This is a genomic window from Massilia sp. TS11 (assembly GCF_022012445.1).
Lineage (GTDB): Bacteria > Pseudomonadota > Gammaproteobacteria > Burkholderiales > Burkholderiaceae_D > Telluria.
Genome location: NZ_JAKLTS010000009.1, coordinates 144,323 through 164,929 on the forward strand (window position 1 = coordinate 144,323; position 20,607 = coordinate 164,929).

24 protein-coding genes are annotated in these 20,607 nt (G+C 68.1%); 9 read left to right on the top strand and 15 right to left on the bottom strand.

What is annotated here, in order from left to right; all coding sequences use genetic code 11:
• Positions 1–14: 14 nt before the first annotated feature.
• Genes LZ005_RS15020 through LZ005_RS15050 form a run of 7 tightly spaced genes read right to left on the bottom strand, consistent with a single transcriptional unit; the run spans position 15 to position 4,539 of the window.
• Complete coding sequence (locus LZ005_RS15020) at positions 15–212, bottom strand: YjfB family protein (protein ID WP_237808950.1); 198 nt, start codon at positions 210–212, stop codon at positions 15–17.
• Positions 213–245: 33 nt separating this feature from the next.
• Positions 246–773: a molybdopterin-guanine dinucleotide biosynthesis protein B gene (mobB, locus tag LZ005_RS15025; protein WP_237809050.1), complete on the bottom strand. Its 528-nt coding sequence runs from the start codon at positions 771–773 to the stop codon at positions 246–248.
• A gap of 1 nt (position 774) precedes the next feature.
• Positions 775–1,371 carry a general secretion pathway protein GspB gene (locus LZ005_RS15030; RefSeq protein ID WP_237808951.1) on the bottom strand — a complete coding sequence of 199 codons (597 nt, stop codon included), beginning with the start codon at positions 1,369–1,371 and terminating at the stop codon, positions 775–777.
• Between the two features lie 3 nt (positions 1,372–1,374).
• Positions 1,375–2,904: an ExeA family protein gene (locus LZ005_RS15035; protein WP_237808952.1), complete on the bottom strand. Its 1,530-nt coding sequence runs from the start codon at positions 2,902–2,904 to the stop codon at positions 1,375–1,377.
• Positions 2,905–2,908: 4 nt separating this feature from the next.
• Positions 2,909–3,391, bottom strand: a complete 483-nt coding sequence (locus LZ005_RS15040) for a hypothetical protein (protein WP_237808953.1) — start codon at positions 3,389–3,391, stop codon at positions 2,909–2,911.
• A gap of 3 nt (positions 3,392–3,394) precedes the next feature.
• Positions 3,395–3,586, bottom strand: a complete 192-nt coding sequence (locus LZ005_RS15045) for a hypothetical protein (RefSeq protein ID WP_237808954.1) — start codon at positions 3,584–3,586, stop codon at positions 3,395–3,397.
• A 35-nt stretch (positions 3,587–3,621) separates the two neighbouring features.
• On the bottom strand, positions 3,622–4,539 hold the full coding sequence (locus tag LZ005_RS15050) for a LysR family transcriptional regulator (protein ID WP_237808955.1): 918 nt from the start codon (positions 4,537–4,539) through the stop codon (positions 3,622–3,624).
• A 113-nt stretch (positions 4,540–4,652) separates the two neighbouring features.
• Between LZ005_RS15050 and LZ005_RS15055 the strand changes: the two genes are divergently transcribed.
• The 8 genes from LZ005_RS15055 (at position 4,653) to LZ005_RS15090 (ending at position 13,143) form a co-directional block, all read left to right on the top strand.
• Positions 4,653–4,916, top strand: a complete 264-nt coding sequence (locus LZ005_RS15055; RefSeq protein WP_237808956.1) for a hypothetical protein — start codon at positions 4,653–4,655, stop codon at positions 4,914–4,916.
• Between the two features lie 175 nt (positions 4,917–5,091).
• Positions 5,092–6,414, top strand: a complete 1,323-nt coding sequence (locus tag LZ005_RS15060) for a GIN domain-containing protein (RefSeq protein ID WP_237808957.1) — start codon at positions 5,092–5,094, stop codon at positions 6,412–6,414.
• Positions 6,415–6,553: 139 nt separating this feature from the next.
• A complete protein-coding gene (locus LZ005_RS15065) occupies positions 6,554–7,417 on the top strand; it encodes a BadF/BadG/BcrA/BcrD ATPase family protein (RefSeq protein ID WP_237808958.1) in 864 nt (287 codons plus the stop codon).
• Positions 7,414–8,151, top strand: coding sequence for a GntR family transcriptional regulator (locus tag LZ005_RS15070; RefSeq protein ID WP_237808959.1), 738 nt, complete (start codon positions 7,414–7,416; stop codon positions 8,149–8,151). The genes LZ005_RS15065 and LZ005_RS15070 overlap by 4 nt, the downstream gene beginning before the upstream one ends.
• On the top strand, positions 8,148–9,260 hold the full coding sequence (nagA, locus tag LZ005_RS15075; RefSeq protein WP_237808960.1) for an N-acetylglucosamine-6-phosphate deacetylase: 1,113 nt from the start codon (positions 8,148–8,150) through the stop codon (positions 9,258–9,260). The genes LZ005_RS15070 and nagA overlap by 4 nt, the downstream gene beginning before the upstream one ends.
• Positions 9,250–10,263, top strand: coding sequence for an SIS domain-containing protein (locus LZ005_RS15080; protein ID WP_237809051.1), 1,014 nt, complete (start codon positions 9,250–9,252; stop codon positions 10,261–10,263). The genes nagA and LZ005_RS15080 overlap by 11 nt, the downstream gene beginning before the upstream one ends.
• A gap of 18 nt (positions 10,264–10,281) precedes the next feature.
• The gene (locus LZ005_RS15085; RefSeq protein WP_237808961.1) at positions 10,282–11,775 is read left to right on the top strand and encodes a glycoside hydrolase family 3 protein; all 1,494 of its coding nucleotides are present in this window, start codon (positions 10,282–10,284) and stop codon (positions 11,773–11,775) included.
• 87 nt (positions 11,776–11,862) lie between these two features.
• Entirely contained in the window at positions 11,863–13,143 is a 1,281-nt protein-coding gene (locus tag LZ005_RS15090; RefSeq protein ID WP_237808962.1) for a tetratricopeptide repeat protein, read from the top strand.
• Positions 13,144–13,307: 164 nt separating this feature from the next.
• On the opposite strand, the gene LZ005_RS15095 is transcribed toward LZ005_RS15090, so the two are convergent.
• From LZ005_RS15095 to rpsP, 8 genes are all read right to left on the bottom strand, one after another.
• Positions 13,308–15,698, bottom strand: coding sequence for a penicillin acylase family protein (locus tag LZ005_RS15095; protein WP_237808963.1), 2,391 nt, complete (start codon positions 15,696–15,698; stop codon positions 13,308–13,310).
• A 76-nt stretch (positions 15,699–15,774) separates the two neighbouring features.
• Entirely contained in the window at positions 15,775–16,107 is a 333-nt protein-coding gene (locus tag LZ005_RS15100) for a DUF3579 domain-containing protein (RefSeq protein ID WP_237808964.1), read from the bottom strand.
• Between the two features lie 174 nt (positions 16,108–16,281).
• Positions 16,282–17,241, bottom strand: a complete 960-nt coding sequence (locus tag LZ005_RS15105) for a CobD/CbiB family protein (protein WP_237808965.1) — start codon at positions 17,239–17,241, stop codon at positions 16,282–16,284.
• A gap of 52 nt (positions 17,242–17,293) precedes the next feature.
• A complete protein-coding gene (locus LZ005_RS15110) occupies positions 17,294–17,974 on the bottom strand; it encodes a CoA pyrophosphatase (RefSeq protein ID WP_237808966.1) in 681 nt (226 codons plus the stop codon).
• A gap of 108 nt (positions 17,975–18,082) precedes the next feature.
• Positions 18,083–18,460 (bottom strand): 50S ribosomal protein L19, encoded by a 378-nt coding sequence (gene rplS, locus LZ005_RS15115; RefSeq protein ID WP_237808967.1) that lies wholly within the window; start codon positions 18,458–18,460, stop codon positions 18,083–18,085.
• Between the two features lie 70 nt (positions 18,461–18,530).
• On the bottom strand, positions 18,531–19,280 hold the full coding sequence (gene trmD / locus LZ005_RS15120) for a tRNA (guanosine(37)-N1)-methyltransferase TrmD (RefSeq protein ID WP_237808968.1): 750 nt from the start codon (positions 19,278–19,280) through the stop codon (positions 18,531–18,533).
• 12 nt (positions 19,281–19,292) lie between these two features.
• On the bottom strand, positions 19,293–19,820 hold the full coding sequence (rimM, locus tag LZ005_RS15125) for a ribosome maturation factor RimM (RefSeq protein WP_237808969.1): 528 nt from the start codon (positions 19,818–19,820) through the stop codon (positions 19,293–19,295).
• Positions 19,821–20,069 carry a 30S ribosomal protein S16 gene (gene rpsP, locus LZ005_RS15130; protein ID WP_237808970.1) on the bottom strand — a complete coding sequence of 83 codons (249 nt, stop codon included), beginning with the start codon at positions 20,067–20,069 and terminating at the stop codon, positions 19,821–19,823.
• A 131-nt stretch (positions 20,070–20,200) separates the two neighbouring features.
• Here rpsP and LZ005_RS15135 point away from each other — a divergent pair, with 131 nt between their 5' ends.
• On the top strand, positions 20,201–20,602 hold the full coding sequence (locus LZ005_RS15135; protein ID WP_237808971.1) for an NINE protein: 402 nt from the start codon (positions 20,201–20,203) through the stop codon (positions 20,600–20,602).
• Positions 20,603–20,607: the final 5 nt, after the last annotated feature.

The window sequence follows — 20,607 nt, forward strand, 5'->3', positions numbered from 1 at the left end:
AAAATTTTTCGCTTTTATGCGGTGGTATTGATCTTGCTGCCCAAATGCGGCGGCAGATTCGGCGTCGGCACCGCTTTCAGGGCGTCGATCAACTGGGTCGCGGTCGAGGTTTCCACCTCCTGCGCCTTGCGCAGAACGGCGAAATCGACTTCGCGTTTGGTGCCGGTATCGGCGACCGTGCTAGCAAATTTGGCAATGCCCGAAACGTCCATGGCCTGACTCCGGATTAACGGTGAACACCCCGTTTACGGCAGGTCTGAAGGGAACTTTAGGGCTGCCAGCAGCCAGTCGCGCACTTTATCGGGGGCATTCAGGTCCAGCCAGACGAGGCCGGGCCGCAGGCCGGCCGGGGCCGGACTGTCGCTGGCCACGGCCACGATATGCAGGTCGTCCGGGTAGAGCGGGCGCTGGCCGACGGCCGGGCGGTAGACCTCGAGCTTGGGCATGGCCTCCCATTTATAGCCCTCGACCAGGTTCAGGTCGGCCGGGCGCAGGCGGGCCAGCAAGGCGCGCAGCGGCGGTTCCGGTTCGCCGCGCAATTCCTCGACCAGCGCGATGCGGTAAGGCGATACCGTCATCACCTCGGCCGCACCGGCCGTGCGCAGGCGCGCGCTGTCCTTGTGCGGCGGTTCGAGCACGATGTCGTGGTGGCTGTGTTTGACGACATTGACACGCAGGCCGCGCGCGGCAAGATCGCGCACGAGCACTTCGAGCAGGGTGGTTTTGCCGCTGCCGGACCAGCCGACCACGCCAAGCAGTTTTTCTTCGAGCATGTCAGTAAGGCGCGCGGTAGCGCGTGCCACGGTAATTCATGATGGCCGCCTTGGGCAGCAGCTTTTCCAGCACCAGGCCGGGGGCGACCTCCTCCCCTTCGTGGCGCAGGGTCTTATCGATCAGCAGCAGGCGCTCGGCCGGGTCGGGCGAATAGATGTAGCCGCCGAAACTGACCGTCGGCACCGTGCGCTGCACTGCATCCGGCAGCTGGCGCAGCAGAGGCAGGCTCTCGTCGTCAGCCGCGCGGGCAACGGCCGGCGGCGCCACCGGCTGGGCGGCGCGCGCGACCGGAATAGACGCCACCGGCGCCACCGGCGCGGCCGGCAAGGGCGCGGGCTGGGCGGCCAGCGTTGGCGCGGTGGACGGCGCCGGGGCCCCGGCCAGCGCCGGCGCGGCAGGAGCGGCGGCCGGACGCCACAGCCACCAGGCCGCGCCAGCAATCAGCACGGCCGCGCCGCCCAGCGCCAGCCACAGGCGCGTGCGCGCGCCAGCGGCTGCGGCCGGCACAACGGCAGCCGGGGCACTGTGCAGACCGGGCGTGTGGCCCAGTTCGCGTTCAGCCTGGGCTTTTTTCAGCGCATCAAGAATATAGGACATGGCTCAGGGTCGGGGTAAGGCCTGCAGGCGCGGCTCATCGATGCCAGCCAGCTGGTTCAGGCGGATCCAGGTGCGCGGGCCCACGCGGCCGTCGGCCTTCAGACCGGCGTCCTGCTGGAGCTGGCGCACGGCCGCCTGCATCGCCGCATCATACTTGAGACCGGGCGCGGGCGCCGCCCTGCCCTCGGCCTTGGCCAGGACCGCCGCCACCCAGTCGACATCGGCGCCGCTGTCGCCCGCACGCAGGGCATCGCGGAAGGCCGGGGCCGAGCGCCACAGGCTCAGCACTTCACCGTCGAGCCGGGCGGCAAAGCGCGCCAGCGGCACCAGCACCCGCTGACCGTCCTTCTGCAGCCAGGCACGCTCGCCGTCGAGCCCGGTCAGCACGGCGTAGCGCAGGATCTCGCCCTCGCGGATGCCGAGCAGCACCGGCCGGTCGAGCGCGCGGATTTCAAACAGGCTCAGCCGCGCCTGCATGCAATGCAGCACGGCCTGATCGGTGCAGGGCTGGCCGGCATCGGTGCCCCACAGGCGCGCCAGCTCGCGCTGGGCCGCCTCGGCCGAATCGAACAGGGGCAGCGGCGCCGGCGCCGGCTTGTGCAGCGGCGCGGCCGGCGCGCGCGGGGCCGGGGCCGGCGGCTGCCAGACGATGGCGGCGGCCAGCGCCGCCAGACCGAGCAGGGCCGGCGCCAGCCACCAGGCGCGCCGCGACGGCCGCCCTTCGTTGCCGAACACTTCGGCCGCAGCCTTGCGCACAATGGCGCGCGTGGCGGCCGCCCGGTTTTCGGCATAGGTGCCGAGCAGGGCCCGGTCGCACAGCAGATTGATGCGGCGCGGCACCCCGCCGCTGAGCCGGTGCACGAGCGGCATCAGGGCCGGCGGCAAGGGCGTGGCGCCGCTGATCCCGGCCACGGCCAGACGGTGCTGGACATAGGCCGCCGTCTCGGCCGCCGACAGCGGCCCCAGGTGGTAGCGCGCGATCACGCGCTGAGCCAGCTGCTCGAGCTCGGGCCGGGCCAGCATGCCGCGCAGCTCGGGCTGGCCGATCAGGATGATCTGCAGCAGCTTGCGCTCGCTGGTTTCCAGATTCGTCAGCAGGCGCAGCTGTTCCAGCACCTCGGGCGCCAGATTCTGGGCCTCATCGATGATCAGCACATTGTTCAGCCCGCGCGCATGGCAGTCGAGCAGGAAGGCATTGATCGCATCGACATAGGCCTTGACGCCCGCGCCTTCGGGCGGCTGGGCGATGCCGTATTCCTCGCACACCGACTGCAGCAGCTCGGGCACCGACAGGCGCGGGTTGAAGATATAGGCCAGCTTGCAGTTGTCCGGCACCTGCTCGATGAAGCAGCGGCACACCGTGGTCTTGCCGGCGCCGATCTCGCCCGTCAGCAGCACAAAGCCGCCGCCGCTGCCGACCCCGTACAGCAGATGGGCCAGGGCCTCGCGGTGGCGCTCGCTCATGTACAGGTAGTGCGGATCGGGCGCGATCGAAAACGGCAGCTGCCGCAGATGGAAATAGGCCTGGTACATGGGCTTAGGCGCGGCGTGGCTTGAATTTGGCGCAGTAGAGCTTGGCCTTGTTCAGCGCGTAGGCCAGGCGCGTGCCCGCCTGGGTTTCGCGCAGCGGGAAGGCGCCCGATTCGATCTTGCGGAAGGCCACGCCGACGCCGGCGCGGATGCCCTCCTCCCAGGCTTCGGGCGTGGTTTCGGCCACGGCCGCCACGAACACCATGGCGCTGCTGTCGTCGCTGACCATCACCTCGGTGATCGTCGCCCCCCACAGATTGCCGTCCGCCTTGAACCACCAGGCCCCGCCCTCGTGACGCACGGGCGGACCGAAAGCCTGGCTCAGGTACTGCATGAAATACACGCTGTCGATCTCGCCGCGGCACAGCAGGGCGCTGCCGAGGATGGGGCTGAGCGTGGTGGGTGCGGCCCGCACCGGCGTGCCGGGGCCTGACAGCAGCAAGGCCGTCAGACCGGCGAACAGGTAGAGCTTACAGGCCGCAATCTTCATGCATTACAGTTTGGACAACCAGGCGCGATTGGCTGCGATCTGCGCCTTGGCCGAGGCCGGCAAGGCGTCATAACAACCCGGATACTGCTTTAACGCACTTTCCCGGATTTCCTTTTGCTGTCCGTTGATAATAAAGACGTACAAGACCCCGCCGTCGGGCGTTTTCCGCGTCCCCATGTAACGAATCATTGCCATGTCTCCAAGCTTGACGACGGCCCCATTATGGCATTTCAGAGGGCCGACAACCAAGGATCGGCTTCCGGCTCCGGGAAGGACTGGGCCATGAATTCGACAAAGCTGCGCACCTTGGCCGACAGCAGGCGCCGGCTCGGATAGACGAGCATCACCTCGAGCCGTCCCAGGTGGTGGCCTTCGAGCAGGCGCACCAGGCGCCCGCTGCTGAGGTCATCCTCGATCGAAAACGAGGGCCGCACCATGATGCCCATGCCGGCCAGGGCCGCCTGGCGCAGCACCTGCCCATTGTTCGACACCATCTTGCTGACGATCGGCACCTCGATGCGCTTGTCGCCCAGTTCCATCTTCCAGGCGTGGCGCAGCTGCTCGAAGGCGAAATTCAGGCAGTCGTGCTCGGCCACATCCTGAGGCGAGCGCGGGGCGCCGCGTCGCGCCACATAATCGGGCGAAGCCAGCAGCACGATGCTCGAGGAGGCGAGCTTGCGCACGATCATGGTGGCGTCGAACTTTTGCAGGCCGATGAAGACGCCGATGTCGAAGCCCTCGCGCACCAGGTCGACCGCATGGTCGGCCAGGGTGACGTCGAGCAGCACCTCGGGATAGCGCTTGGCATAGCGCGGCAGCATGGCCGCCAGCTGGCTCTGGCCAAAGCCCGGCTGGCAATAGATGCGCAGGGTGCCGCTCGGGCGCGCGGCCGACTGGCCGGCGATGGCCTCGGCGTCCTCGATGTCGATCAGGATCTGCTGGACGCGCTCCAGATAATGCTCGCCGGTCTCGGTCAGCGAGAGCTTGCGCGTGGTGCGGTTCAGCAGGCGCGTGCCCAGATGGGCTTCGAGGTCGGCCACCAGCCGGGTGACGACGGCGTTCGACAGGTCGAGCGCTTGGGCGGCGCGGGCGAAACTGCCCTGCTCGACCACCTTGGCAAACACCCGCATCGACTGCAAACGGTCCATATACCCTCCATTATTCCCAATTTCGCAATTATATATTGCTACCAGCACTGTTTTTTGCCAAGGCCGCAAAGCCTACACTGGAGTCATCGCCAATCCGCTGAAGGAGAAATGTGATGAATGCCAAACTGATCGCCGCCGCCCTGAGCCTTGCCGCCAGCACCGCGTTTGCCGCCGACACCCCGGCCGCCGCCCCCGCCGCCGCCGTGAAAACCGTGGCCGCCAGCCAGGCCGTGAGCATGGCCGCCGCCACGACTCTCCCGGCCATCGAAATCAAACAGGACAGCGGCCGCACGCGCGCCGAAGTCCACGCCGAAGCCGTCGCCTACCTGGCCACGCGCAAATCGACGCTGGCCGAACAGCTCGAGCAATACAAGTAATCCCCTGCCTGAACGGCTAACCGTTCCGCAAGGCCCGCTTCGGCGGGCCTTGTTGTTTTCATCCCCCACGGCTGCAATTCATTCCGCAAATTCGGCGCTCCGTCGTATTCTTTCGGCAAGAGCCAGGCTGCGCACGTAAGCTCCAGGCTCGTCGCTAACTTTGCCCCCTGCCCCTATGAGCCAAGCTATCCTGCGCGCCGCCGGCGGCGCCCTCCTCGTCCTCTCCCTCCAAGCGGCCTGGGCCGCAGAGCCGGCCACCACCCGCGTCAACGAGAATCGCCCGGTCGGCGCCTTCCGCCAGATCGACGTGTCCGGGCCCTACCATGTGGTGGTGCAGGCCCAGGCTGCGGGCAAGACCGCGCTCGAGCTCAGCGGCGAGCGCAAGCAGCTCGACGAGGTCGAAACCCTGGTCCAGGGCGACACCCTGGTGATCCGTCCCCTGAAACGCATCGGCTTCCACTTCAGCTTCGGCAAAACGCGCGAGGCCGTCACCATCCGCGTCAGCGCGCCCGGCCTGAAGAGTCTGCGCAACGGCGGCAGCGGCGACGTCGAACTCGAACAAGTGAGCGCCGACCAGTTCAGCCTGAATAACGATGGCTCGGGCGAAGTGCGCGCCAACGGCGCCGTCAAGGACCTGACCGTGAACAACCGCGGCAGCGGCGACCTCGACCTGCACAATCTGCGCGCCGCCAATCTGGGCCTGCGCATGGACGGCTCGGGCGACGTGTATGTGGCCAATCTGACCGGCGAGCTGAGCGCTGAGATCAAGGGTTCGGGCGATCTGCGCGCCGACAATCTGCGCACCAACAGCCTGCGCCTGCAGCAGCGCGGCTCGGGCAATGCGCGCCTGAGCGGCGCCACGCGCGAACTCAAGGCCGAGCTCAACGGTTCCGGCGATCTGGAAGCCTGCGCCCTGGCGGCCGAGGTGGTCAGCACCCAGCTGCGCGGCCCGGGCAATGCCTGCGTGGCCGGCACCATCAAGAAATTCGACGGCGAAGTGCACGGCTCGGGCGACCTGAGCGTGCGCGGCCTGCAGGCGGGCAGCCTGCGTCTGCTGATGGACGGGCCGGGTGAGGCCTCGCTCAGCGGCAGCGCAGTCCAGGCCAGCATCGAGCTGAGCGGCTCGGGCGCCCTCGACGCCCACGCTCTGCAGACGCGCAATATGAGCGTGCGCGGCCGCGGCGCCGGCGACCTCGCCCTGGGCAGCATCAGCGAATCGCTCGACGCCGAAGTGCGCGGCTCGGGCGAACTGAAGGCAGCCATCAGCGGCAAGCGCGCCCTGCTCAAACTGGGCGGCGCCGGCGACACCCGCCTCGAGGGCAGCGTCGACCAGCTCAACGCCCAGCTGAGCGGCTCCGGCAACCTCGACGGGCGCAATCTGGTCGCCGCCCACAGCGACGTCAGCGTGCGCGGCCCCGGCAGCGCCAGCTACAGCCAGAAGGCCCAGGGCCAGCTGCGCCCCGTCACGGTCGAGCGCGGCGGCAGCCATCAGCAGTAAGCGCCACGGCCGCTACGCCGGCTGTTAATACCACTTAGATGCCTGTTGACTTACTGGTCTGCACGCTATACAGTGCAGAACGCACACCCGTGGGCTGGTGACGCCAGCCACACTGGAACCAATTGCAGACCACATCAACATGATCCATTACCTCATCGGCGTCGACGGCGGCGGCACCGGCACCCGCGTCCGTCTGGCCCGCGCTGACGGCAGCCTGCTGGCCCAGGGCCAGGCCGGCCCGTCCGGCTTGGCGCATGGCATCGACGCCGCCTGGCAGGCCATCGAGCAGGCGATCGGCCAGGCCTTTGGCGCGGCCGGTCTGGCGCCCGCCCCCATGGCCGAGCGCGCCATCGGCCTCGGCCTGGCCGGGGTGCACAACCGCGCCTGGGCCGATCAGTTCCGCGCCGCCGATCCCGGCTACGCACGCCTGGTCCTGAGCACCGATGCCTACACCACCCTGCTCGGCGCCCACGGTGGCCAGCCCGGCGCCATCATCGCGCTCGGCACGGGCAGCGTGGGCGAGGTGCTGCAGCCCGATGGCGTCCAGCGCGAAGTCGGCGGCTGGGGCTTCCCGGCCGGGGACGAAGCCAGTGGCGCCTGGATCGGTCTGCAGGCCATCAATTATCTGCAGCAGGTGCTCGACGGCCGGCGCCCCGCGAGCGCCCTGGCCCAGGCCCTCGATGCCGCCTGCGGTGGCGGGCGCGACGCCGTGCAGGCCTGGCTGGCGCGCGCCAACCAGACCGCCTACGCCAGCCTGGCCCCGCTGGTGCTGGCCCACGCCGCCGACAACGCGGCCGCGCGCGCCATCCTGGAACGCGCCGGCGCCGAAGTGCAGCGCATGGCCAACGCGCTCGACCCCGACGCGCGCCTGCCGCTGGCCCTGTGCGGCGGCCTGGCCGCGCCGCTGCGCCCGTATCTGCCGCCGGCCCTGGCCGCGCGTGCGCGCGACCCGCTCGGCGACGCCGCCGCCGGCGCCCTGCAGATGATCCGGGCGGCCGTGTGAGCGCCGGTCCGCTGGCCGGCTTCCGGCCCGATCCCGCCAGTCTGACGCCGCTCTATGTGCAGCTGGCGAACCAGCTCGCGCGCGGCATCGCCGACGGCGACTGGCATCCGAATACGGCCCTGCCCTCGGAGCGCATGCTGGCCGAGATGCTGTCGATCTCGCGCGTCACCGCGCGCAAGGCGATCGCCATCCTGTGCGAGCGCGGCCTGCTGACGCGCCGGCACGGCTCCGGCACCTATATCACGCCCAAGCTCGAGCAGCCGCTCTCGCGCCTGACCAGCTTTTCCGAAGAACTGAGCCAGCGCGGCTTCGCGGCCGGCAGCCGCTGGCTGGCGCGCGAGCTGGGCGCGGCCGCCCCGTTCGAGGTGCTGGCGCTCGGCCTGTCGCCGAATGCGCCGGTGGCGCGCCTGAAGCGCCTGCGCACCGCCGACGAGGTGGTGATGGCGATCGAAACCTCGACCATCCCGGCCCTCTACATGCCGGACCCGCAGGGCGTGCAGGACTCGCTGTACGGCTACCTGGAGGCGCACGGCCATGTGCCGGTGCGCGCGCTCCAGCACATCAAGGCAATCAACGCCAGCGCCAGCCAGGCGGGCCTGGCTGGCATCGCGCCCGGTGCGGCCATGCTGCACATCACGCGCGTGTCCTATCTCGAAAACGGCGCTGCGGTGGAACTGACCCATTCCTACTGCCGCAGCGATTACTACACCTTTGTCGCGGAGTCGCGCCGATGAGCGAAACTTTGAAGGGCAATATCCTCACGCCGGATGGCTGGGTGCACGGTACGATCGCGTTCGGCGAACGCATCGCCAGCATCAGCGGCGCGATCAGCAACCCGGCCATCAACCAGGACGACTACATCCTGCCGGGCTTTATCGACCTGCACGTGCACGGCGGCGGCGGCAAGGACATCATGGAGGCCGGCGAGGCCCCGCACGTGATCGCCGCCATGCACGTCAAGCACGGCACCACCTCGCTGCTGGCCACCACCATGACGGCGCCGCCGCAGGACATCACGGCCGCACTCAAGGCCATCGGCGCGGCCTGTCAGGCGCGCCGCCCGCAATCGGCGCGCATCCTCGGCGTGCACCTGGAAGGCCCCTACATCAACAGCGGCAAGCTGGGCGCCCAGCCGAACTACGCGCGCGCCGCCACCATCCACGAAGTGCGCGACCTGGAAAAATACGCGCCGCTACGCCTGGTGACGGTGGCGCCCGAAGTGCCCGGCCATCTGAGCCTGGTGAAGGAGCTGGCCCAGGCCGGCATCCGCGTGCAGATCGGGCATACGCTCGGCTCCTACGAGGACGGCGTGGCCGCGCTGCAGTGCGGCGCGCACGGCTTCACCCACCTGTTCAATGCCATGACCGGCCTGCACCACCGCGAGCCAGGCATGGCCGGCGCCGCCCTCGCCCACGCCCAGTACGCCGAGCTGATTCCCGATCTGCTGCACGTGCATCCGGGCGCGATCCGGGTGGCGCTGCGCGCGATTCCGCACCTGTACTGCGTGACCGATTCGACCGCCGCCACCGGCATGCCCGACGGCGACTACATGCTCGGCCGGCACAAGGTCCAGAAATGCATGGGCGGCGTGCGTCTGCCCGACGGCACCCTGGCCGGCTCCACCCTGACGATGGACCAGGCGCTGCGCAATCTGGTCGGCCTCGGGCTGGAGCTCGACGACGCCTCGCGCCGCGTGTCGACCTATGCCGCCGACTATCTCGGCGAAACCGAACGTGGCCGCCTGAAGGCCGGCTGTTATGGCGATGTGGTCGTCCTCGACCGCGATCTGAAACTCAAGGCAGTGTATGTGGAAGGAGAAGCGTGTGAGCTCAATGATGCTTAAGGAGGCCGAAGCGGCCGCGCAATGTGTCGCCCTGCAGCTGGCCTGCGATGGCGAGCGCTTTGCGGACCTGGGCCGCACCCTGAGGAGCACCAGCTTTCACACGGCGCTGACGGTGGCGCGCGGCAGCTCGGACCACGCCGCCAACTACTTCGGCTACCTGACCATGGCGCGCACCGGGCGCATCGTCGCCTCGCTGCCGATGTCCCTGATCACCCTGTACAAATCGCCGCTGGTCACGCGCGACACCCTGACGGTGGCCATTTCGCAGTCGGGCCAGAGCCCCGACGTGGTCGAACCGATCCGCTACTTCCGCGATGGCGGCGCCACCACCGTCGCCCTGGTCAACGACGCCAGCTCGCCGCTGGCCGCCGCGGCCGAATGGGCCATGCCCCTGCACGCCGGGAAGGAGCAGAGCGTGGCCGCCACCAAGAGCTTCATCACCAGCCTGACGGCCGGCGCGCGCCTGGTGGCGCACTGGCAGAACGATCCCGAGCTGCTCGAAGGCCTGGCCGCCCTGCCCGCGGCCCTGCAGGCCGCCACGCGCGTCGACTGGTCGGCCGCGATCGAGGTGCTGGCGCCGGCCCGCAACATCATGGTGGTCGGCCGCGGCATCAGCTTCCCGGTGGCGCTGGAGGCGGCCCTCAAGCTGAAGGAGACCTCGGCCCTGCAGGCGGAAGCCTTCAGCGGCGCCGAAATCAAGCACGGCCCGATGGCCCTGATCGAAGACGGCTACCCGCTGCTGATCTTCGCCACGCGCGGCCCGGCCCAGGCCGGCCTGATCGCCCTGGCCGAGGAAATGCGCGGGCGCGGCGCACGCGTGCTGCTGGCCGCGCCGGACGATGTGGCCACGCGCGACCTGACCCTGCCCGTGGCCGCCACGCCGGACCTCGATCCGATCGTCGCGATCCAGGCCTTCTACATGATGGCCGCCCAGCTGTCGCAGGCGCGCGGCCTGGACCCGGACAAGCCGCGCCACCTGTCCAAGGTCACCCGCACCAGCTAAACCCCGAAGGCAGACCCCATGAGCACGCATAAAACCACGGCCGGACAACTGATCATGATCCGCTTTCCGGGTCACGAGCTGGATCCGGCCACCGCCGATTTCATCCGCGCCAACGGCATCCGCGCGGTCTGCCTGTTCCGCCAGAATATGCGCGACGCCGCCCAGCTGACGCGCCTGACCGGCGCGCTGCGCGCGCTGATGGGCGAGGACGCGCTGATCGCCATCGATCAGGAAGGCGGCGCCGTGGTGCGCGCCACCTGGGTGCCGGCCCCGCCCTCGGCGATGGCCCTGGGCGCGGCCGACGACACCGCGCTGGCGCAGCGCACCGGCGCCGCCGTCGCGCGCGCCATCAAGGCGCTGGGCTTCAACTGGAACTTCGCGCCCGTGCTGGACCTGAACAACAACCCACACAACCCGGTCATCGCCGAGCGTTCGTTCGGCGCCGATCCGGTGCGCGCAGCCGCCCTCGGCATGGCCTGGATGGCCGGTTCGGAAAGCGAAGGCGTGGCCTGCTGCATCAAGCACTTCCCCGGCCACGGCGACACCCACGTCGACTCGCACCGCGCCCTGCCGACCGTGCACAAGCCGCTGGCCGAACTCGAAGCCTTCGAATTCCAGCCATTCCGCCTGGCCGCGCCGGCCGCCCCGGCGATCATGAGCGCGCATATCGTCTACCCCGCGCTCGACCCCGACTACCCGGCCACGATGAGCCCGCGCATCCTGCATGGCCTGCTGCGCCAGGACTGGCGCTACGAGGGCGTGATCATCACCGACGGCATGGACATGCACGCCATCGCCGGCCGCTATGGTGTCGGCCAGGCCGCCGTGCGCGCGCTGCAGGCCGGGGCCGACATGGTCATGGCCCTGGGCACCCCCGAGACCCAGCGCGCGACGCTGGACGCAATCCAGGCCGCGCTCGACAGCGGCGAGCTCGATCCGGACGCGATCCGCCAGAGCCTGTCCCGCCTGGCCCGCCTGGCCCGCCGCTACCCGTGCGCCCACCCGCCCTACACCAGCGAGGCGGCCGACCGCGCGCTGATGGCCGAAGCCTGGCAGCGCGCCCTGACCACGCTGGGCGATCCGCCGCGCCCGCAGCCGGGCGCCGCGCTGCGCCTGGTGGCGCGCGCCGACGTCGTCAGCGACGGCGTGTCCGAGTCGGGCGTCCCGGCCAGCCAGATCGCCGCCGCACTGGGGCGCCGCTTCGCGGTCGACCTCGTAACCTTCAGCGACGCCGAGCAGTTCGACTGGGCCAGCCTGCCGCAGGACGGCCGCTTCACCGTGCTGGCCTCGACCTCGCGCATCCGCTACGGCGCCCAGGCGCGCGCCAGCTGGCGGCCCGACCTGCACATCGCGCTGTGGAACCCCTACCAGGCGCTCGACATCAGCGCGCCGGCCCTGCTCACCTACGGCTTCGCCGCGCCGGCGCTGGACGCCGTCACCGCCTGGCTGGCCGGCGAGCTGACGGCCGCCGGGCGCTGCCCGGTCCCCGGTTTCGAGCGCGCGCCCGAGTAAAGACGGGCGTCGCAAATTCCACAGCAGGGCCGGCAATTTGTGGGAGAATATGGCCCTCATTTGTTCGACTCTTAAGAAGGATTCTTCATGTCCCACACCCGCTTCGCCCGCATCAGCGTGCTGCTCGCCGCCCTGCTGGGCGCCGCTGCCTTCACCGCCCCGGCCTATGCCGCCGAAGAGAAGAAGGAAGCCGCACCGGCCGCCAACACGGTCCGCCCCGAAGTCTTCAAACTGATCGACGCGGCGGTGTTCAAGGACCTGATGGCCCAGAAGAAGTACGACGATGTGAAAGCCCGCCTGGCCCAGGCGATGGCCATCCCCAATCTGACCCCGTTCGAAGAGTACGCGATCAACAACCAGCGCATGGTGCTGGCCTCGACCACGGGCGACAACAAGACCACGCTCGAGATCCTGGAAAAGGTCGTGCACTCGCCCTTCCTGCCCAAGACCGAAGTGCCGCGTCTGCTGGAAGTGATGGTCTCGCTCTACTTCAACGAGAAGAACTATCCGAAGACCATCGCCGCCGCCAAGGAATTCCAGACCGTCAGCGACAGCCCGAACAAAGTCAATCCGACCCTGTACCGCGCCTACGCCTACAGCAATGACTACGTGAACGCCAAGGCCACGCTCGACCTGCTGATGGCCGAGAGCGCCAAGGGCGGCAAGCCGGCCTCGAAGGAAGACCTGAACAACCTCGCCTTCCTCGCCAACAAGATGAAGGACGACGCCCTGTACGTGAAGACGCTCGAGCAGATCGTCACGCTCTACCCGTCCGAAGAATACTGGCTCGACCTGCTGAACCGCGTGCGCCGCGTGCCCGGCTATGCCCAGCCGCTCGACCTGTTCGTGCTGCGTCTGCAGATGCTGGTGACCAAGCAGCTGCCGGACGAGTTCTACTACACCGACCTGGCCGAGCTCGACATGCTCGAAGGCTTCTTCACTGAAGCCAAGCAAGTGGTGGACGCCGGCTACCAGGCCAACCTGCTGGGCACCGGCAACAACGCCGCCAAGCACAAGGCCCTGCGCGACAAGGCCAACAAAGCCTCGGCCGACGACATCAAGAACATCGCCGCCGGCGAAGCCTCGGCCGCCAAGGCCAAGGACGGCATCGGCCTGGTCAAGACCGGTTACGCCTACGTGACCATGGGCCAGATCGACAAGGGCCTCGGCTTCATGCAGCAAGGCATCGCCAAGGGTGTGGCCAAGCGTCCGGACGACGCCAAGCTGCTGCTGGGCATCGCCTACTACAAGGCCAAGAAATACGACGAGGCCATCAAGACCTTCGCCGAAGTGAAGGCGAATGACGGTTCGCTCGAAGTGGCGCGTTTCTGGACCATCAAGGTCAAGCAGGAACAAGCGGGCAAATAAACCCAGTGCGGCCCGCGGGCCGCAGTGACAACGGGGCCGGACCGCGCGCAAGCGCCGTCCGGCCCCGTTTTTTTCCCCACCCCAAAATCGGGGTCAGACCCCATTTATCCACCCGGCATGCCAACTTTCCGGGCGGGGAAATGCGGGTCTGACCCCGATTTTTCTTAGGGGTACAGGCGCAGGGTGTGGATGCTGGGGCCGGGCAGCAGCGGCATCGCTTTGCCGGCCGCCCAGCTCGCATGGCCGGCGAGGAAGAACGGCGACAGCGGGTGGCCGCTCTGGCCGCCCGGCATCGCGAACAGGCCCTGCTCTTCCTTGCCCGGGGTGACGCTCATGCGCTCGGATTGGCCGAAGCTGCGCCCGGCCACGCGCGGCATGTGGTTGTCGCCAGCGAGCTGATCAGGCGGCGTGCTGAGCCAGCCTTTGAGGAAGGGTACGGCGCCGGCGATTGGATGGGCAATGCCGGAGGTGTTGCGCGCCCCCCAGGTGGCCTGGGCCAGCGGCTTGCCGTCCTGGGTCAGGTCGGCAATCACGCGGTCGAGCGCGGCCAGCTGCAGCGCATCCCAGTCTTTGTAGCCGCGCGGCAGCCAGGCGGCCGGCTGCGCGTCGATCAGGCGCGCCAGCAGCGCCGGCCAGCGTGCGCTGGCACCGGCGAAACTGGCCCGCTCGTCGAGACGCGCCAGCTCGCCGTTGACGCCTTCGAACAGCAGATCGTAGAGCGCGTGCAGGTAGCCGCGCGTGATGCGGTAGCCGACCGAGTCGGTGCTGGCGTGGCCGCTCCAGCTGGTCTGCAGCAGGCGCAGGGCCTCGGCGCGCGCGCCGCTGGCGGCGCCTGGCTTTTGCAGCACGCGCAGCGCGCGCTCGCGCCATGGGCTGAGGAAGACGGCGCGGTCGTCGAGCATCACCTGATAGACCTTGGCCACGTCGGTGCGCGGGCCGAGCGCCTGCAGGCTGTCGCGCAGCTGCTTGCTGCGCGCGCCCAGATCGAAGCCGCCGTCGCCGATGCGCGCTGCATCGGGGCCGGCCAGCTGGCGGCTGTTGGCGGTCCAGATCTGGCCACCGGCCGGATCGCGCACCATCGGGTGCTCGGCGGCCGGAATCAGGCCCTGCCAGCGTGCGCCCGGGTCCTCGGCCTTGAGCGGATAGCTGCTGTCGGCGCCCACGCCGCTGCGCTGCGGCAGCGGTCCGGCGACGGTCCAGCCGATATGGCCCGCGGCGTCGCCCGCCGTGAAGTTCTGCGCCGGGATGCCGAGCGAGGCCGCCAGCGGCAGCGCTTCGTCGATGCTGGCCACGCCTTCGAGCAGGCGCGCACGCAGGTTGACGGCGCCGGCCTGGTGCGCCGTCCAGTGCACCACGTACTGCTTGCCGTCGACGCTGCGCACGGGACCGAGCGCGGTCTCCTGCACCACCAGGGTCTCGGGCGCGGCCCCTTTCACCAGGATCTGCTCCTGATGCACGCTTGGCTTGACCCAGCCTTCGGGCAGGCGCAGCTGGCCGTCGCGCGCCGCGACTTCGATCAGGTCGAGGTAGTCGCCATAGCTGTTGGTGAAGCCCCAGGCGAGCTTGCCGTTCGAGCCGGCCACCACCAGCGGCGCGCCCGGCAGGGTCACGCCGACGATGCGGCGCGGCGCGCCCTGGGCATCGGGGTACTGGAGCACGGCGCGGTACCAGGTATTCGGCAGCATGATCCCGAGGTGCATATCGTCCGAGACGATGGCGCCGCCGTCGGCGCTGCGGCTGCCGGCCACCACGGAATTATTGGAGCCGACCGCCAGCGTGGGATCGGGCTGGAACAGGCTGGCCACGCGGCGCAGGTCGCGCGTACCCGCCTTGCCCCACCAGGCCGGCGCCGTGGCCGGCAGCGGCGCGGCGGCGCCCAGCTGCAGGTCCTGGTCGATGGTGGCGTCCCACTCGGTGGCGTCGGGCAGCAGGAAGGCCAGCTGTTCGGGGCTGCTGTGCGCGCGCAGCCAGCCGCGCGCCAGTTCGCGCCCTTCCAGATTGCCCTGCAGGTCGAAGTACATGGCCCACACCACCAGCAGCGAATCTTCCAGCGCCCACGGGCGCGGCACCTGGCCGAGCAAGGCGTATTCGAAGGGGCGTGCGCCGAGCGCATTCAGGCCGTCGTTGATGCCGGCGACATAGCGTTCGAGCAGCTGGCGTTCGTCGGCCGGCATGGCCGCCACGAACTGGCTGGCGCGCGCGCGGAAGCGGTGCAGGCGGTGGGCCTTGTCGGCATTGAGCGCACGGGCCCCGAACAGCTCGGACAACTCGCCGGCCGCATTGCGGCGCAGGAGGTCCATCTGGAAGTAGCGCTCCTGGGCGTGCACAAAGCCGGTCGCATAGGCGACGTCATTGCGGTCTTTGCCGGCGATGGTCGGCACCCCATTGGCGTCGCGCGTGATGCTGACCTCGGCCTGCAGGCCAGCCACGCGCCGCTCGCCATCGAGCTGGGCGAGGCTGGCGCGCAGGAACAGCCAAAGGGACAGTGCAATCAGCAGCAGCAGCGCGATCAGCGTGAGCGCGATGCGCTTGGACCAGGTCTTAAAGCGATTCATGGCTACCCCGAAGTTGGACTGCGGGGCAGTGTGCCAGAAAAATGGCGGCGCGGATACGGATCAGGCGCCGCGCGGCTCACACGCCGGGCGGGGCGTTCAGGGCGCAGGCGTCGATGACCTGGAGGTCGTTGTCTTTGGCGAAATTGACGACGAAGTGGTAGGCCATCGGCTCGATCTGCTTGATGGCGCCATTGACGACGACCGCCTTCACGCCATTGAGCATGGTCGGCCAGACGTAGGGGGAGAACTGGGTCGAGCTGCCGCGCTTGGAACTGCCTTCCGGCTGGAAGCAGGCCATCACCCCGCACAGACGCTCCGCCCAGTCGCTGGGACGAAAGGTCTTGCCATTACTGGTCAGTCCAAGAATGAAAAATTCTTCGGCGACAGGTTTGTGGGACGAATGGGCCATGGCGCGGCAGGATCAGGGGACAGCAGTATTATATCTTATAGAAGACTTGATGACGATAGGCGCGACAGCAATCCACAGCCTAACACAGGGTCCGCCGCGCCGGCTTTTCCGCCTGAACATGCACCAGGCTGGGGCGTGCGGCCATGAAAAAAGGCGGGTTGCCCCGCCTTGCGCTTAGCCGAGCCAGACGGCACCGGACAGGAGCAGCAGCAGCATCATCCACAGCAGCAGAGCGCGCCAGACCAGGCCCACGGTGCTCTGCAGGGCGCGCACGTTCGGCTTCTCGCCGGGCAGCATGTCGGGCTCGGCATCGGAACTGTCGACCGTGGCGGCATCGGCCAGCACGACCTTGGCCGCGTGCTCGTTCGGGGTGCCCAGGCGCACGCCCATGGCGCCGCCGCCGGCCGCCAGAATGATGCCGATCGACTCATTCGCCCAGCGGTGGGCAAAATTGCGCCAGGCATAGACGGCGTCCTCGAAATTGCCGACCACGGCGAAGGCCACGGCCGTCAGGCGCACAGGAATCCAGTCGATCCAGTAGAAGGCGCGCGCGGCGAAGTCGCCGAAGGCCTCGTTCTTCATGTGATCGGGCTCGTTCCAGGCGCGCGCCAGGTATTCGGCCACGCGGTACATGACGGCGCAGGCCGGACCGAGCGGCATCAGGAACCAGAAGAACACGCCGAACACATTGCGGTGCGTGGTGACCAGGGATTTTTCCACGGCCACGCGGGCGATCTCGGAGGCGTCCATGCCGACCGTGTCGAGCTTGGTCCATTCGGCCAGCAGGGCGCGCGCGGCCGCGTCGTCGCCGCTGTTGAGGGCGATCTGGATCGAGGTGAAATAGTGGCTGTAATGGCGGAAGCCGAGCGTCAGGTAGACGATCAGCACGTTCCAGCCGAAGGCCAGGAAGATGTGGTCATAGCGCTTGAGCAGCCAGTAGACCATGCCGGTCGGGATCATCAGCAACAGCATCATCACGATCCAGCCCATGCGGCCATGGCTGGCGTGGCCGGCATTGAACCAGCCCTCGATGCGGTTGGCCAGGGCCTTGATCTGGGCGTAGATGGCATTGTCCGCGCGCAGGGGCTTGAGCTGTTCAATCAAGAGAGCGCACAGGATCGACAGGAAGGTCATGCGTATTCCTTTTTGTAATGAGCCGCTAGGGTAGCGCAGAGCCGCGCGGGAATCAAACCGCCTCCGCCCGCAGGAAGTGGAACAGATTGCGCAGCATGCCGGCAGTCGCCCCCCAGATGAAGTAGTTCTCGTAAGGCATGGCGTAGAAGCTGCGGCTGCCCTGCCCGTCCGGCAGCTGCACGGTGCGCACCTGGTGGCGCGCGCCATCCATCAGAAAGGCCAGTGGCACCTCGAAGATCTCGGCCACCTCGAAGGGGTCGGCGCGCAGCGCGAACGGCGGCGCGACCAGGGCGGCGACCGGGGTCACGCGATAGCCGGTGCCAGTGAAATAGTCGGGCAGCTGGCCGATCACTTCGATATGGCGCGGCGCCAGGCCGATCTCCTCCTCCGTTTCGCGCAGGGCGGTGGCGACGGCGTCGGCGTCGTGCGCTTCGCTGCGCCCGCCGGGAAAGCTGATCTGGCCGGCATGGTCGTGCAGATGGGCCGTGCGCTGGGTCAGCAGCACCGCCAGGCCGTCCGGGCGCTGCACAAGCGGCACCAGCACGGCGGCCGGGGTCGGCGTGCCGGGGCGCGCGAACCAGGCCTGGTCCTGGGTCTCGGGCGTCCACACGGGCGGCGGCGCGGCGAAGCGTTGACGCAGCCAGTCGGGCGCCAGGCGCTCGGGCGGCAGCGCCGCCTCGCCCGCCAAGGCGGACACCGGCACCAGCTGAGAATCAAAAAGCGGACGAGCCATACGACATGATAACAATTTCCGTGCGGGGAAATCGGGGTCAGCCCCCTTTTTTCCGGGATGAAAAAAAGGGGTGCCGAGGCACCCCTTTTCCAACGCAAGTCCGGTCGCTTATTCGGCGGCAGCGGCTTTGCGGTTCGGCAGTTTTTCCTTGATACGTGCCGACTTGCCCGAGCGCTCGCGCAGGTAGTACAGCTTGGCACGACGGACGTCACCGCGGCGCTTGACTTCGATCGAAGCGATCAGCGGCGAGTACAGCTGGAAGGTACGCTCCACGCCTTCGCCCGAGGAGATCTTGCGAACGATGAAGTTCGAGTTCAGACCACGGTTGCGGCGAGCGATCACCACGCCTTCGTAGGCCTGGGCGCGCTTACGCGTGCCTTCGACCACGTTCACGTTCACCACGACGGTGTCGCCGGGGGCGAAGTCGGGGATGTTTTTGCCCAGGCGGGCGATTTCTTCCTGCTCAAGTTGCTGGATCAGATCCATTGCATTTCTCCTAGAACCATCTTGCCGGCGCCATCTGCCCGGTAGAGGATGGGGTTAAGCACAAGCAGCCTTACGACAGGCTGCCCAGGTATTGCTCGTCGGCCTTGGACAACTGGCCGGCGGCGCGGGCCTTCTCAATCAGATCGGGCCGCTTCTTCAGCGTCGCCTCCAGCATGCGCTGGCGGCGCCACTTCTGAATCTCTGCATGGTGCCCGCCGAGCAGTACCGGCGGCACCGGCACGCCTTCGTACACCTCGGGCCGCGTGTAATGCGGCGCGTCGAGCAGACCATGCACAAAACTGTCTTCCACTGCCGAGGCCTCGTCGCCGAGCACGCCCGGCAACTGGCGCACGACGGCATCCATCAGGGCCATGGCCGGCAATTCTCCGCCGGACAGGACGAAATCGCCGAGGCTGATTTCTTCGTCCACGCAACGGTCGAGCAAACGCTGGTCGACCGCTTCGTAGCGTCCGCACAGCAGCACCAGACCGGGCTCCGCGCGCAATTGCATCACACGCGCATGATTGAGCGGCTGCCCCTGGGGCGACAGATAAATCACACGCGGCTTGGGCAGCCCCAGCGCCTGCTGGCGCGCCTGGGCGGCGCCGATCGCCTGCTCGAGCGGCCGGGCCAGCATCACCATCCCGGGCCCGCCGCCATACGGGCGGTCATCCACGGTGCGGTAATTATCGCTGGTGAAATCGCGTGGATTCCAGGTCTGCAAATGCCAGCGCTGCTGCTCAAACGCCCGGCGCGTCACCCCGGATGCGGTGAGCGCGGTGAACATCTCGGGAAACAGGCTCACAACATCGAACTGCATGGCCGCCCCGTTTCAGTAATCCAGACCCCAGTCGACCGTGATGCGCTTGCCGGCCAGGTCCACCGTTTTGACGAACTGGTCCACGAAGGGGATCAGGGTCTCGCTGGCGTCGGCGCGTTCCACACGCAGAATCGACTGGGCGCCGTTGTGCATCATGTCGTGCACAGTGCCGATCGTTTCACCCTGCTCGTTGATCACTTGCAGGCCGATCAGGTCGGTCCAGTAGTACTCGTCTTCCGGCAATGCCGGAAACTCGGCACGCGAGATCTTGACCACGTGGCCTTTCAGGGCCTCGGCCGCATCGCGGTCGGCGGGACCGTCGAAGCGGGCGACCACGTCACCGCTGTGGTAACGGGCCTGGCGCACTTGCACCGGGTACAGATGACCGGATTTCTCCAGCCACCAGGTTTTCACGGACAACAAGGCGTCGGCTTCGGTCGAATGCGGGCGCACCCGCACCATCCCGACCACACCGTATGCCCCCGCCAAATACCCGACCTCGATCAGGTCGGCGGGAACGGACGCCTGGGTGTCAGTCAATTAGGCAGCAGCCTTGTTGCTAGCGACCAGCTTGGCCACGGCGGGGCTCAGTTGAGCGCCCACGCCTTGCCAGTGAGCCAGACGGTCAGCGGCGATGCGGAAACCTTCGGCAGCGCCCGAGGCCATCGGGTTGTAGAAGCCGATGCGCTCGATGAAACGGCCGTCGCGACGGTTACGCGAATCGGTTGCAACGATGTTGTAGAAGGGACGCTTTTTAGCGCCGCTACGAGCCAGACGGATAACGACCATAATAATTCCAATAAAAGAAGCTGGACGGAGAAAGCCGACGATTATAAAGGGTAAAGCCGGCTTGCGGCAAGCACATTCGTGGCCGCGCAGGGAAAGAGAAGCATTATACTGCGTATTTTTCCCGAGAATTCATGCAAAAGAATAAGTCCCTGGCCACCCTGCTCGCTTTCCTGCTGGGCGGCGCCGGCCTGCATCGGTTTTATCTTTATGGCAAGAAGGATGTCTGGGCCTGGCTGCACCTGGCGAGCCTGCCCCTGAGCGGCCTCGGCCTGCTGCTGCTGCCCGGCCTCGATCCCTACTTCCCCTGCCTGCCGCTGAGCCTGTCGGTGCTGGCCGCCTGGGTCGAAACCCTGGTCATTGGCCTGACCCCGGACGCCGCCTGGGACGCCAAGATGGGCAATGCCCAGCCGTCCGACACGCGCTGGCCGATCGCCGTGCTGCTGGTGCTGACCCTGGGCGTCGGCGCGACCGGCCTGATCTGGACGATCGCCCGCCTGTTCGACCTGCTCTACACGGGCGGCGCCTACGGCTAAGCGGC